This window comes from Cronobacter muytjensii ATCC 51329, from assembly GCF_001277195.1.
GTDB classification, from domain to species: domain Bacteria; phylum Pseudomonadota; class Gammaproteobacteria; order Enterobacterales; family Enterobacteriaceae; genus Cronobacter; species Cronobacter muytjensii.
Window position 1 is genome coordinate 2,073,961 of sequence record NZ_CP012268.1, and the last position, 12,584, is coordinate 2,086,544.

Here is a 12,584-nt window from a genome sequence, read left to right on the forward strand (position 1 = left end):
CCATCAGCCTGCGGTATGTAGCCGCCGTCATACCTGTCGCTTTTAAGCATACGCGACGCATCACATCCGTGCAGTAACCCGCGGCGCCAGCGCTTTTAACAGCATGCTGTACTTTCCGTTGATGCCTGACCTTGCGCTTTTCTTATATTCATCTTGACCCGATTCCATCTAATAATGACCGTGGGCCTGCTCACTGCGCACCGGGCCAGTTTTTATAATCCCTGCATCCGTTCCGATAAGCCGGACACTTTAAACAAAACGCATGGAGTAAAGATGAAATTGACTCAGATTCGCAACGCCACATTAAAACTGGAGTATGCCGGCACACGCTTTCTTATCGACCCAATGCTTGCGGAAAAAGCCGCATGGCCGGGTTTTGCAGGCACCGCGCGCTCACATCTGCGTAACCCGCTGGTCTCGCTGCCCGTCTCCGTAGCGTCACTGTTAGACGTGGATGTCATTATCGTTACTCACACCCATCAGGATCACTGGGACGAGGCGGCACAGAACCTTATTCCGAAAGATAAACGCATTTATACCCAGAATGAACAGGACGCAGCGCTGCTGCGCTCGCAGGGGTTTACCTGTGTGCAGCCGTTGTCCGATGAAACGCTGATTAACGGCGTTAGCGTGATCAAAACCGATGGTCAGCATGGCAGTAATGAAGCTTACGCGATCCCTGCTCTTGCCGGGTTTTTAGGCGACGCCTGCGGCCTCGTGCTTCGTCATGCGGGTGAAAAAACGCTCTATATTGCAGGCGATACTATTTGGGTAAAACCCTATGTAAAAAGCCTGATGACATTCAGGCCTGATGTGGTGGTGCTGAACGCTGGCTTTGCTCAGGTTGATGGTATCGGCGCTATCATTATGGGTCAGGAAGATGTCCTGCGTACCCATGAACATTTGCCTTCCGCCACGATTGTGGCCTCGCATATGGAAGCCGTAAACCACTGTCTGTTAAGCCGCGACATGCTCAGACAGTACGTGGCGGAAAAAGGAATTCAGGCATCGGTCTGTATTCCTGAAGATGGTGAAACGCTGAGTTTCTGATGCGTTATGTCGCAGGGGAGACGTCGTCTCCACGTTACCGTTCCCCTGCGCAATGCTTAAAACGATTTATCAGAGGAAGCTACTGCATGTCTGCACTCTCCATTGCTGTTATCGCCACACGCGAATTCAGCCCTTTCCATCTCTCGGTTCCATCGATGGTATTCGACAAAGCCATGCCAGATGCGGGACTGTTCAACGTGGAGATTTGCGCGCTGGAGCCGGGTGTGGTGGTGTCAGATATCGGCATTTCGATTAACGTTCAGCATGGTCTGGAGCTTCTGGAAACGGCGGATATTGTGATAGTTCCCTTCTGGAGCCATCCGGATGAGCGCCCGGCGCAGACGCTGCTGACCGCTTTGGCACGCGCCTGGGCGCGAGGCGCCGAAGTCGTGGGGTTATGCCTCGGGGCCTATGTGCTTGCGTATAGTGGGCTGCTTGATAACCGTCGGGCCTCCACACACTGGGAAGTGGAGCATGATTTTGCTGCGCGCTTTCCGACAGTCAAACTCGACAGGAACGCGCTCTATACCCGCGATGAACGCCTGATAACGTCCGCAGGTACAGCAGCCGGTATTGATTGTTGTCTGAATATTGTGCGTGAACGTTGTGGCACGGCGGTGGCCAACCGCGTGGCGCGTCGAATGGTGACGCCGCCTTATCGCGAAGGGGGTCAGGCGCAATTTATTGAGCATGCAGTACCGGTGACTACGCGTGACAGTAAAATCAATGCGCTGATGGACTATCTGCGTCGCAACCTCAATATACGCCACGATGTTGATACGCTGGCGAGCCGCGCAAACATGAGCCGCCGAACATTTACGCGTCATTTCGCCAAAGCAACCGGCATGTCTGTAGGGGAATGGCTAAGCGCGGAACGTCTTCAACGCAGCCAGGAACTGCTCGAAACGACCGACCACAATATCGGCACCGTGGCGGCGCTGGCGGGTTATCAGTCGCCTGTCTCCTTCAGACAGAGCTTTAAAGCGAAATTTAACGTCAGTCCGACAGAGTGGCGCAGGACATTTCGCGGCCCTGCGCAACAGGTAAAGCAAAGCGCTACCGCTCGACAAACGGGCGATAACGCCTGATGAGATACGACGTTTTTACCGGTTACAGACCACTCAGGCGGTCTTCGTCCTGTTTGGTCAGCGGACGCCAGCTTCCGTTGCGGATGGCGGTTATCGCATATGCCGCGCGCGCGGTTCGGCCATTGCCGTCCGGAAACGGGTGCCAGCCGGTTATCCAGGCGAAAAGACACTGCGGGTAGAGCGGCGAATGTTCGGACACCGCGCTTTTCGCGAGCTGCTGGCTGAACAGCGCACGCCCGGAGAAAGAGGAAGGCACCGGCGTGTCATTCGGCACGATACCGCGCGGCGTGGTACTGGCATTGGGCGCGACCCTGCGGTGCAGTTCATCGACATCGGCGATAGAAGAGATGGAAAATCCAAAGTTAAGGTAGTGCGAAAGATAACTGGTGATAAGCGGCGCAGATACCGCGGCCGAATTCGAGGCGCCGGCAATCCAGCGCGCCGCTTCCTGTATCGTCTCCTCTTCCGACTGCGGGGCGGCGGCGGTGCCCGGATGGGCCGGACTCAACCGCTCGAAGTGGGCCGCAAGACGGGCCAGTTTTTTACATTCCACTTTCAGTAAGACGCCAAGCATCTCTTTATCCTGGACGTCCAGCGCGCGTACGGTATGCGCGATAAGCTGGCTGGCAGGCCCGGTGCCAATGGCGTGAGTCAGCTCGTTATAACCTTCGGCTTTAGCATAATCGCTGGGTTTCAGCATCAGATGTCCCTCATCTGTTATCGGTCGGCGGGCTGTTCCGCTAACGGATATTTTAAAAAGACTCTCAGTATCGCCTGCCTCTCTGATTTCTGCCCGGACCTGTACCGCAAAATGTTTTAACGATGCGGCTTTACTGCTGTTTCAGAAAAAACTCATGCGACGAAACCCTCACCGTAACATTTTGAGAACGCTTACGCGTAAACGATAAGATGTCATTTTACCGCTGTCGCCAGGCCATTGCTTATCCATACAGAATAACGTCCGTATGCCTCCTGGTAATAAGGGGTACAGCCGATGCTGCTCACGCAGGCGATAATACACATGGCATAATGTGGCAATACTTTTTATGCCTTTGTCTTTATCTCTGGAAATGGACTTACTATGAAAAAATGCCTGCTGGTTATGTTGATGGCTGCGGGCGTTGCAGGCTGCGCGCCGCTTGCGCCAGACGGTTGTAAAAAAACGCGTGCGCTGGACCCATGCATTTATAAAAATTCTGGGCGCGTTTCTGATAAAGATATTTATGGTAAGCAGGCCGCAGGTATTAAAACCGCGCTGGATGCGGCACTCGCCGATCCTCACGCCTGGAATGGAAAAACCTGTACCGTTCATCTTGATTTCGAAAAAGATGGGCGGCTGGTGAATTTTATTATTAAGGATGGCGATCAAGCATATTGTCAGGCGCTCAAAGAGCGCCGCCGGGCGTGCCACATTCCCGCCTTTTACCCATGATCGTGTTTATAACGATATGGGTTCGGCGCGCTGGGATATGCAGGGGCAACCCTGACCACCTCGCGCAGCGCAGCATTATTCAGGCACCGCGTCAGCGCGCGGCGCCTGCGTCTCAGAACATCGTATTGTCGTTCGCGGCCTTCTCCGGCACCGCCTGGATAATGTCCCAGTGCTCGACAATTTTGCCGTTTTTCACCCGGAAGATATCCAGAACGGCCTGCCCGCGATCGTGGCTACCGTTCGTCGAATGCACTTGCAACCAGACCAGGTCGCCATCGGCCGCGCTGCGGATCACCTTCGCGCGTGACTGCGGGTTATCGCGAAAGTACCCGCTGAAATAGTTAACGAACGGCGCTTTGCCGTCCGGCACCTCCGGATTGTGCTGGCGGTAATCATCCACCACCACATCCGCCGCTGCGGTTTCATGGCGATTAAAGAACCGGTCGTAGAAATCAAGCACCAACTGACGATTGGCCTCTTCGACCGCGCCCTGACGCGCAGGCGCGTGCGCCAGGGCATCATTCGCAATAAGCAGGCTCGCCGCCATCAAAACGCCCGCGATCGCTTTTTTCATCTTTTCTCTCCTTCTTTGGTGCGCAGTTGTCATTTCATACCTGGTCACGAAAATAGACCATAACGGGCACGGATGGTACAGTGCGCCCGCGGCCTCAACAAGAGGTCATAATTTTCTGACTCAGTCACATAAAAGTGACTATTAACGGGGGGTTAGCGCACCATCATGACGAAAAACGAACGTGACGACATCGCCCAATACGGGCAGCCATGCCCGATACGCGATGTACTGAATCAGATTGGCGATCAGTGGAGTCTGCTGATCCTTGAGGCGCTGGCGGGGCGCACGGTGCGGTTTAACGAGCTGAACCGGGAAATTGGTGATATCTCACGCCAGATGCTTTCGCGCACGCTTAAACGGCTTGAAATGGACGGCTATATCAGCCGGACGGTCTACCCTGAAGTGCCGCCGAGAGTCGAATACCGGCTGACCGCGCTCGGTAATTCCTTTCTTGAGCCCATGAAAAAACTCGTGCAATGGGCGGATGAAAATCATGCTCACATCTGCCGGGCGCGTCGGCTACACCATGAGCAGAAGCCGACGTGAACACGCTAATCTATTGTGCGGGACGATAAGCGCCCCGCTATTCGCCTGCCAGCCCGTGGCGACGCGCCGCCGCAATCACTTCCTGCGCCGACACCGCCACCCGGCGCTCAGGGTCAGGTTCGCCAATGTCTCCAAGCCATGCGCCCACCATTTCATAGCCAAGCGTATAACCGTACCAGCGGGGCAGCGCGCCGGTGCCGAAAAACCAGGCGGCATGGTCATATCGGGCGTCACCCAGCGCGGCGACACTCACTGGCGCGGCGGTTAAGGCAGCGCTTTCCAGCGCGCGCTCCCAGGGCTCCGGCGCGCTGCCCATCAGCCAGGTCACAAACTGGCCTGCAAGCCCTTCGCTCACCAGCGCTTCGCCAGGCGTCCAGCCATAGCCAGGCCCTGCCATTCGCATACAGTGATGTACTTCATGCAAAATCTGCCTGCGCAACGTGCCGTCCGTCAGGGATGACGTGAGATGAGGGTTATCCGGGTCAATGCCCATACTGAAAAGCGCGCCGTGATACGCGCGGCCCGCAAGGCCAATCTCCGGGATAACCTGCCCCGGCGCGCGATGCACCAGAATATCGAGTCGCGGCGGCATCATTATCGCGGCCAGCGTTTCGTACGCGGCGGCGGTCTCGTCATGGATCCGGGCGCGGTAATCGCTTAAATCGCCCTGCGCTTCCAGCCAGTGGATCGTCCAGCGTTGCATAGTGGCGTCTCCTTTGGGTAAAGCGGCAACCTTAACAAAAAAGGCCACTCGCGTGGCCTATTTCTTTTACAGCTCCGGGAAGACCAGGTTATTGCCTGGCGCCTCGCGGTGGAGGTGGATAAAGTTCAGATGACGCTCGTACTGGTCGAGAATATCGATAATCACCTGTTCCTTGTTGTAATCCATCAGGTCATTACCCTGACTGCCCTCCAGCAGAAAGGTTTCCAGACGGAAATAGTGCGATTTCCCGCTGCGGGCGCGGTAGGTAAAGCCTGGCACCGAATATTGCTGCGGCCAGACCTGATAAACAAAATCCTGCTCCTCGCCAAGATGCACGCGCAGATCCAGATAACCCAGCGGCGGCGCTTCGTCGGCGTCGACTTTACGCAGCGAAACGCGCCCTCCGCGCAATTCCAGCTCCTTCGCGACATCCTGCATCGCCGGGAAAATCACCGTTTCCATCATCTGCTGGGTATAGCGCGCGCCCGGGTAGTTCATCAGGCGCGACAGCCGCTTTTTCCAGCTCAGACGGTCATTGCCAGACGGAATATAGGGCGCGGTATCGCGGCTGGCGCTGGCGCGGCGGTGATCTTCCACCTTCAGCGATTTATACAGCCCGGCCATAACAAAGAAAATCACGAAGCTGAACGGCAGCCCCATAATCACCGTCGTGTTTTGCAGCGCCGAAATGCCGTTGGTCATCAGCATGCCCATCGTCAGCACGCCAATCGCGACCGACCAGAAAATACGCAGCCAGTTGGCGGCGTCGCTGTTGATGTCTTTGAGCTTCGAGGTGAAGTTCGCCAGTACCAGCGAGCCGGAATCGGCGGAGGTCACGTAGAACAGCATCCCGGTAATGGTGGCGACCGAGGCGCTCAGCTTAAAGGCCGGATATTCCGCAAGCAGGCTGTAGAAGCCGCGCTCCGCATGGGCGATAACCTCCTGTGCAAACCCGGCGTCGCCGTGGATAATTTCATACAGCGCGGCGTTGCCAAACACCGACAGCCACAGCAGCGTAAAGGTAAACGGAATAATCAACGTGCCCAGCACGAACTGGCGAATAGTGCGCCCGCGTGAAATACGCGCCAGGAACAGCCCGACAAACGGCGACCACGCCACCCACCAGGCCCAGAAGAAGAGCGTCCAGCTGTTCATCCACTGGCGCGGCATATCAAAGGCGAACGTGTCGAGCGTCATCCCCATAAAGCGATGGATGTAATCCCCGATATTCAGCACCAGCGCGTTTAGCAGAAAATCGGTTTTGCCCATAAAAAGCACAAACAGGATAAGCCCTAGCGCCAGGATAACGTTGAGCTCAGAAAGAAAACGAATGCCTTTATCGACGCCCGAGGTAACTGAAATGGTGGCGATGACAACCGACAGCACAATCAGCGCCATTTGCGCCGTCAGCCCTTCGGGAATATCGAACAGTACTTTCAGGCCGTAATTAAGCTGCACCACGCCAATGCCGAGCGTCGTGGCGATACCGAAAATGGTGCCGATCACCGCCGCGATATCCACGGTATGGCCTATCGGCCCGTTAATGCGCTTGCCGAAAATAGGGTACAGCGCGGAGCGAATGGTCAGCGGCAGGTTGTAGCGATAACTAAAGTAGCCCAGCGCGATGCCCATCAGCGCATACATCGACCAGCCCGTCAGCCCGTAGTGGAACAGCGTCCAGACCATCGCCTGACGCGCGGCTTCTATCGTCTGCCCCGCCCCCGTCGGCGGCTGTATATATTGCGTCACCGGTTCGGCGACTGAGAAAAACATCAGGTCGATGCCGATACCGGCGGCGAACAGCATGGCTGACCAGCTCGGCAGGCTGAACTCCGGTTTCGACTGCTCCGGTCCTAGTTTGATATCCCCATAGCGCGAACAGGCCATGAAAATCACGAACACGATATAGAGCGTGGCGGCCAGCATGTAATACCAGCCGAACGTCGCTGAGACCCAGTTTACCGCCAGCTGGATCCAGTCTGCGGACTGCTTGCTGAATAAAATGGTGACCAGTGAAAAAGTCAGAATCAGCGCGGCTGACGTGTAGAACACTACGGCGTTAATTCTGTTTTTTTCACTGGCAGGTGGATTCGTCATCGGTTACCTCTGGTTAATGTCCTGTCATCCTGTAAAAAGTGCGTGGTCATTTACCGGCCTCGCCAGGCCCTTCTCTGCGCCCCCCGATCGTTCATAACGGTGATTAATTGCCAGATAGCGTAGCGCACCGCTCCGCTTTTGCGACGATTCAATCACAACATCTTAACAATTTCTTTTTTTATATTGAACGTCCAATCAAAAAAAGTTCTAATAGTCTTAACATCGTGGTGAGCGGGAGTCCGGGGTCATGCCAAAAGTGGGAATGCAGCCGATACGGCGCAGGCAGTTAATTGATGCAACGCTGAGCACCATTAATGACGTCGGGATAAACGACGCCACCATCGCGCAGATCGCGCGTCGGGCGGGCGTCTCGGCGGGGATCATCAGCCACTATTTCAAAGATAAAAACGGCCTGCTGGAAGCCACCATGCGTGACATCACCCGCCAGCTACGCGACGCCGTCGCCGCCCGGCTCAAACCGCTGGGCCAGGCCAGCACCGAGGCGCGTCTGCTGGCGATTGTCGAAGGCAACTTCGACGACACCCAGGTACACAGCGCGGCGATGAAAGCCTGGCTCGATTTCTGGGCAAGCAGCATGCATCAGCCGCAGCTCGGGCGTCTGGAGCGCGTCAGCAGCCGTCGGCTGTTTTCGACGCTCGCCGCCGAGTTTCGCCGCGAACTGCCGCGCGAACAGGCGCGACTGGCGGCGCACGGCCTGGCCTCGCTGATCGATGGCCTGTGGCTGCGCGCGGCGCTGAGCGGCAAGCCGTTTAATCTGGATACCGCCAGAACGCTCACCACTCAATTCATCCGTCAGCAGCTGGCTGGCGCAGAGCACCCTTAAGAAGGAGGAATCATGTCCCGATTCGCAGAACAGCAGCTTTATATTGATGGCAAATATGTCCCGGCAGCGGCGGGCAATACCTTCCAGACCATCAACCCGGCGAACGGCGACGTGCTCGCCGAGGTTCATGAAGCCGGTCAGGCCGACGTGGATCGCGCCGTCGAAGCCGCGCGCAAAGGCCAGAAAATCTGGGCGGCGATGACCGCGATGGAACGCTCGCGCATTCTGCGCCGCGCCGTGGATATTCTGCGCGATCGCAATGACGAGCTGGCCGCGCTTGAAACCCTCGACACCGGCAAACCACTGAGTGAAACCCAGGCGGTCGATATCGTCACCGGCGCCGACGTGCTGGAATATTACGCCGGGCTTATCCCCGCGCTGGAAGGCCAGCAGATCCCGCTGCGCGATACCGCTTTTGTGTATACCCGCCGCGAACCGCTTGGCGTGGTGGCGGGGATTGGCGCCTGGAACTACCCCATCCAGATTGCGCTGTGGAAATCTGCCCCGGCGCTGGCTGCGGGCAACGCCATGATCTTCAAGCCAAGCGAAGTCACGCCGCTCACCGCACTGAAACTCGCGGAAATCTACACCGAAGCGGGCCTGCCGGACGGCGTCTTCAGCGTGCTGAACGGCCGTGGCGCGGTCACCGGCCAGTTGCTGACGGAACACCCCGGCATCGACAAAGTCTCGTTTACCGGCGGCGTCGCCAGCGGCAAAAAAGTGATGGCGAACGCGGCGGGCTCGACGCTGAAAGAGGTCACTATGGAGCTTGGCGGAAAATCGCCGCTCATCATTTTTGACGACGCGGATCTGAGTCTCGCCGCCGACATCGCCATGATGGCCAACTTCTACAGTTCAGGCCAGGTCTGCACCAACGGTACGCGCGTCTTTATCCCGGCGAAACTTAAGGCGCCCTTCGAGGCGAAAATCGCTGAGCGCGTGGCGCGCATTAAAGCGGGCGATCTCAACGATCCGGCGACGAATTTCGGGCCGATGGTCAGCTTCGCGCACCGCGACAACGTGATGCGCTACATCGAGACCGGTATCCGTGAAGGCGCGCGCCTGCTGTGCGGCGGCAAACGCATGACCGGCGAGGGGTTTGATAACGGCGCATGGGTCGAGCCGACCGTCTTCACTGACTGTCGCGATGAGATGACCATCGTGCGCGAGGAGATCTTCGGGCCGGTCATGTCGATTCTCACTTATGAGAGCGAAGAAGAAGCGGTGAAACGCGCCAACGCCACCGATTACGGCCTGGCGGCGGGCGTCGTTACGCAGGATCTCAACCGCGCGCACCGCGTCATTCACCAGATTGAAGCGGGCATCTGCTGGATCAACACCTGGGGCGAATCCGCCGCCGAGATGCCGGTCGGCGGCTATAAGCACTCCGGCATTGGCCGCGAGAACGGGCTGATGACCCTGCAAAGCTATACGCAGGTGAAATCCGTGCAGGTCGAGATGACCCGCTTTCAGTCCGTATTTTGATTTATTTTTAACCTGAGGAACGACTAATGGAATTTGATTACATCATTATCGGAGCCGGATCCGCAGGGAATGTTTTGGCAACAAGACTGACCGAAGACAGTGACGTCACCGTATTACTGCTGGAAGCGGGCGGCCCGGATTACCGCTTTGACTTCCGCACCCAGATGCCGGCGGCGCTGGCTTACCCGCTACAGGGAAAACGCTACAACTGGGCGTATGAGACTGAGCCTGAGCCATACATGAATAACCGCCGCATGGAGTGCGGACGCGGTAAAGGGCTTGGCGGATCGTCGCTGATTAACGGCATGTGTTATGTGCGCGGCAACGCGATGGATCTCGACAACTGGGCGCAGCAGCCCGGTCTTGAGCGCTGGACTTATCTCGACTGCCTGCCCTATTACCGGAAATCGGAAACGCGCGATATCGGCGCTAACGATTACCACGGCGGCGACGGCCCGGTGAGCATCACCACCTGCAAACCCGGCAACAATCCGCTGTTCGCGGCGATGATTGAAGCAGGCGTGCAGGCGGGGTATCCGCGTACCGACGATCTGAACGGCTATCAGCAGGAAGGGTTTGGCCCGATGGACCGTTTCGTGACGCCGAAAGGCCGCCGCTCCAGCACCGCGCGCGGCTATCTCGACACCGCGAAGCCGCGTCCGAACCTGAAAATCATTACCCACGCCACGACCGATCGCATTCTGTTTGACAACAAACGCGCCGTGGGCGTGGAGTATCTCCACGGGGCCAGCAACGCGCCGCATAAAGCGACCGCGCGCCGTGAAGTGCTGCTCTGCGCGGGTGCCATCGCCTCGCCACAGATCCTCCAGCGCTCGGGCGTCGGCAACGCCGCGTTCCTGAAGCAGTTTAATATTCCTGTGGTGCACGATCTGCCGGGCGTCGGCGAGAATCTTCAGGATCACCTGGAGATGTATCTGCAATACGAATGTAAAGAACCGGTGTCGCTCTACCCGGCGCTCAAATGGTGGAACCAGCCGAAAATCGGCGCGGAGTGGCTCTTTAACGGCACCGGCATCGGGGCCAGCAACCACTTCGAGGGCGGCGGCTTTATCCGCAGCCGCGAGGAGTTCGCCTGGCCGAATATTCAGTACCACTTCCTGCCGGTGGCGATTAACTATAACGGCTCCAATGCGGTGGAAGCGCACGGTTTCCAGTGCCACGTCGGCTCCATGCGCTCGCCGAGCCGCGGCCATGTGCGCATTAAATCGCGCGATCCGCGCCAGCATCCGGCTATCCTGTTCAACTACATGTCGCACGAGCAGGACTGGCAGGAGTTCCGCGACGCGATTCGCATCACGCGCCAGATAATCAACCAGCCGGCGCTGGATAAATTCCGTGGCCGTGAGATCAGTCCGGGCATCGACTGTCAGACCGATGAACAGCTTGATGAGTTTGTGCGTAACCACGCGGAAACCGCCTATCACCCCTGCGGCACCTGCAAAATGGGCAGCGATGAGATGGCCGTGGTGGATGGCGAAGGTCGCGTACACGGGCTGGAAGGGCTGCGGGTGGTGGATGCGTCCATTATGCCGCTTATCATCACCGGCAACCTGAACGCGACCACCATCATGATTGGCGAGAAGATTGCGGATAACATTCGCGGTCGCGCGCCGCTGCCGCGCAGCACGGCGAGCTATTTCGTCGCAGGCGATCGCCCGGTGCGCGGCGAGCCGCTGCGCGCGTAACGCCTGACCGCCGCCGGTGAGCGCAACGTACCGGCGGCGTTTCTCTCCGCGGCCTTACTGGCCGCCCTGTTGATGCTTATTCCGTCTGAATGTCGTCCTGTAACCATACCTCAAACGCAGCCAGCGCCGCATCGTTAACGCCGCTCTCCACGGGTTTTACCAGACAGAACGTTTTGCTGAGCGTCGATGCCCCCGGCCAGGGCGCTACCAGCGCGCCACGCGCCAGTTCATCTTCGACATACCCGCGCGGTACCAGCGCCACACCCTGACCGGCAAGCGCAGCGGCAATCGCCATTTCATGCAGATCGTAGCGCGCGCCCTGCGCCGGGTTATCCAGATGCATACCGGTCTCCTGCGCCCATCGCAGCCAGGCGTCAGGGTTCTGGCGGCGGTGGATGCGCGGCAGTCGGTTCAGCGGCTCCCCCTCCTCCCCTGCGCTCAGCAGCGCCGGGTGGCACACCGGCACCAGCCGCTCTTCAAAAAGCCTCGTGACGCGCATTCCGGCCCAGGCGGGGCTGTCATAATGCAGGGCCGCGTCAAAACCGCTGCCGTTCAGGATAAACGGCTCGGTTCGGGCGGCGATATTCAGCGTGATGTCAGGATGTCGGGCGTAAAAACGCCCAAGCCGCGGGATAAGCCAGCGGCTGGTGAAGGTGGGCAGCGCGGCGATGTCCAGGCTCCTGCCGCCCTCCGGCAACCCCATCAGGTATTGCGTGTCGCGAGCGAGTCGCTCCAGCGTTTCGCGCACGCGGTGGGCGTAGCGCGCGCCGGCCGGATTCAGCCTGACGCGGCTGCCGGCGCGGTCGAACAACCGACAGCCGAGCAGCGCTTCCAGCTTCGCTATCTGGCGGCTGATGGCGCCTTCCGTCAGCGAAAGCTCCTGCGCGGCACGGGCGAAATTACCGTGCCGCGCGGCCGCCTCGAACGCCTGCAGCGACGCGCTGCCGGGGATTTTTCTGCGCATCGTGGCGCCTCCTGCGGACGGGCTTGCGCCCGTCAGTGACAAAAGCTCATTAAGGCGTGCCATAGTATCGCTTTGCCGGGGCGATGGCAGCCTTT

The 12,584-nt window shown here is 58.3% G+C and carries 11 protein-coding genes and 1 pseudogene; 7 read left to right on the plus strand and 5 right to left on the minus strand.

The window, feature by feature from the left end:
* Window positions 1–273 precede the first annotated feature (273 nt).
* Both AFK63_RS09635 and AFK63_RS09640 read left to right on the plus strand, forming a co-directional pair.
* A complete protein-coding gene (locus tag AFK63_RS09635) occupies window positions 274–1,050 on the plus strand; it encodes an MBL fold metallo-hydrolase (RefSeq protein WP_038863205.1) in 777 nt (258 codons plus the stop codon).
* Between the two features lie 86 nt (window positions 1,051–1,136).
* Window positions 1,137–2,138 (plus strand): GlxA family transcriptional regulator, encoded by a 1,002-nt coding sequence (locus AFK63_RS09640; protein ID WP_050568146.1) that lies wholly within the window; start codon window positions 1,137–1,139, stop codon window positions 2,136–2,138.
* A 22-nt stretch (window positions 2,139–2,160) separates the two neighbouring features.
* Here AFK63_RS09640 and AFK63_RS09645 read toward each other — a convergent pair whose 3' ends face one another.
* Window positions 2,161–2,838 carry a Fic family protein gene (locus tag AFK63_RS09645; RefSeq protein WP_038863207.1) on the minus strand — a complete coding sequence of 226 codons (678 nt, stop codon included), beginning with the start codon at window positions 2,836–2,838 and terminating at the stop codon, window positions 2,161–2,163.
* Between the two features lie 381 nt (window positions 2,839–3,219).
* Between AFK63_RS09645 and AFK63_RS09650 the strand changes: the two are divergent.
* Window positions 3,220–3,625 (plus strand): annotated as a pseudogene (locus AFK63_RS09650) (cell envelope integrity TolA C-terminal domain-containing protein).
* A 57-nt stretch (window positions 3,626–3,682) separates the two neighbouring features.
* Here the strand turns inward: AFK63_RS09650 and AFK63_RS09655 are convergent.
* The gene (locus AFK63_RS09655; protein ID WP_038863208.1) at window positions 3,683–4,144 is read right to left on the minus strand and encodes a nuclear transport factor 2 family protein; all 462 of its coding nucleotides are present in this window, start codon (window positions 4,142–4,144) and stop codon (window positions 3,683–3,685) included.
* Between the two features lie 165 nt (window positions 4,145–4,309).
* On the opposite strand from AFK63_RS09655, the gene AFK63_RS09660 reads away from it, so the two are divergent.
* Entirely contained in the window at window positions 4,310–4,690 is a 381-nt protein-coding gene (locus AFK63_RS09660) for a winged helix-turn-helix transcriptional regulator (RefSeq protein WP_038863210.1), read from the plus strand.
* A gap of 37 nt (window positions 4,691–4,727) precedes the next feature.
* Here AFK63_RS09660 and AFK63_RS09665 read toward each other — a convergent pair whose 3' ends face one another.
* Together AFK63_RS09665 and AFK63_RS09670 are read right to left on the minus strand one after the other, a co-directional pair.
* A complete protein-coding gene (locus AFK63_RS09665) occupies window positions 4,728–5,393 on the minus strand; it encodes a DUF2268 domain-containing putative Zn-dependent protease (RefSeq protein WP_038863213.1) in 666 nt (221 codons plus the stop codon).
* Window positions 5,394–5,459: 66 nt separating this feature from the next.
* Entirely contained in the window at window positions 5,460–7,490 is a 2,031-nt protein-coding gene (locus tag AFK63_RS09670) for a choline transporter (protein WP_038863215.1), read from the minus strand.
* A gap of 247 nt (window positions 7,491–7,737) precedes the next feature.
* Here AFK63_RS09670 and betI point away from each other — a divergent pair, with 247 nt between their 5' ends.
* The 3 genes from betI to betA are packed head-to-tail and all read left to right on the plus strand — an operon-like array spanning window position 7,738 to window position 11,525.
* Window positions 7,738–8,334, plus strand: a complete 597-nt coding sequence (betI, locus tag AFK63_RS09675; protein ID WP_038863217.1) for a transcriptional regulator BetI — start codon at window positions 7,738–7,740, stop codon at window positions 8,332–8,334.
* Between the two features lie 12 nt (window positions 8,335–8,346).
* On the plus strand, window positions 8,347–9,819 hold the full coding sequence (gene betB / locus AFK63_RS09680) for a betaine-aldehyde dehydrogenase (RefSeq protein WP_038863219.1): 1,473 nt from the start codon (window positions 8,347–8,349) through the stop codon (window positions 9,817–9,819).
* Between the two features lie 26 nt (window positions 9,820–9,845).
* Entirely contained in the window at window positions 9,846–11,525 is a 1,680-nt protein-coding gene (gene betA, locus AFK63_RS09685) for a choline dehydrogenase (RefSeq protein WP_038863220.1), read from the plus strand.
* Window positions 11,526–11,601: 76 nt separating this feature from the next.
* Here betA and AFK63_RS09690 read toward each other — a convergent pair whose 3' ends face one another.
* On the minus strand, window positions 11,602–12,489 hold the full coding sequence (locus AFK63_RS09690; RefSeq protein WP_038863223.1) for a LysR substrate-binding domain-containing protein: 888 nt from the start codon (window positions 12,487–12,489) through the stop codon (window positions 11,602–11,604).
* Between the last annotated feature and the right edge of the window lie 95 nt (window positions 12,490–12,584).

Excerpts from the sequence above, each read along its gene's own strand:
- AFK63_RS09635 (WP_038863205.1), top strand. The coding sequence starts at position 274 with ATGAAATTGACTCAGATTCGCAACGCCACATTAAAACTGGAGTATGCC.
- AFK63_RS09640 (WP_050568146.1), top strand. The coding sequence starts at position 1,137 with ATGTCTGCACTCTCCATTGCTGTTATCGCCACACGCGAATTCAGCCCT.
- AFK63_RS09645 (WP_038863207.1), bottom strand. The coding sequence starts at position 2,838 with ATGCTGAAACCCAGCGATTATGCTAAAGCCGAAGGTTATAACGAGCTG.
- AFK63_RS09655 (WP_038863208.1), bottom strand. The coding sequence starts at position 4,144 with ATGAAAAAAGCGATCGCGGGCGTTTTGATGGCGGCGAGCCTGCTTATT.
- AFK63_RS09660 (WP_038863210.1), top strand. The coding sequence starts at position 4,310 with ATGACGAAAAACGAACGTGACGACATCGCCCAATACGGGCAGCCATGC.
- AFK63_RS09665 (WP_038863213.1), bottom strand. The coding sequence starts at position 5,393 with ATGCAACGCTGGACGATCCACTGGCTGGAAGCGCAGGGCGATTTAAGC.
- AFK63_RS09670 (WP_038863215.1), bottom strand. The coding sequence starts at position 7,490 with ATGACGAATCCACCTGCCAGTGAAAAAAACAGAATTAACGCCGTAGTG.
- betI (WP_038863217.1), top strand. The coding sequence starts at position 7,738 with ATGCCAAAAGTGGGAATGCAGCCGATACGGCGCAGGCAGTTAATTGAT.
- betB (WP_038863219.1), top strand. The coding sequence starts at position 8,347 with ATGTCCCGATTCGCAGAACAGCAGCTTTATATTGATGGCAAATATGTC.
- betA (WP_038863220.1), top strand. The coding sequence starts at position 9,846 with ATGGAATTTGATTACATCATTATCGGAGCCGGATCCGCAGGGAATGTT.
- AFK63_RS09690 (WP_038863223.1), bottom strand. The coding sequence starts at position 12,489 with ATGCGCAGAAAAATCCCCGGCAGCGCGTCGCTGCAGGCGTTCGAGGCG.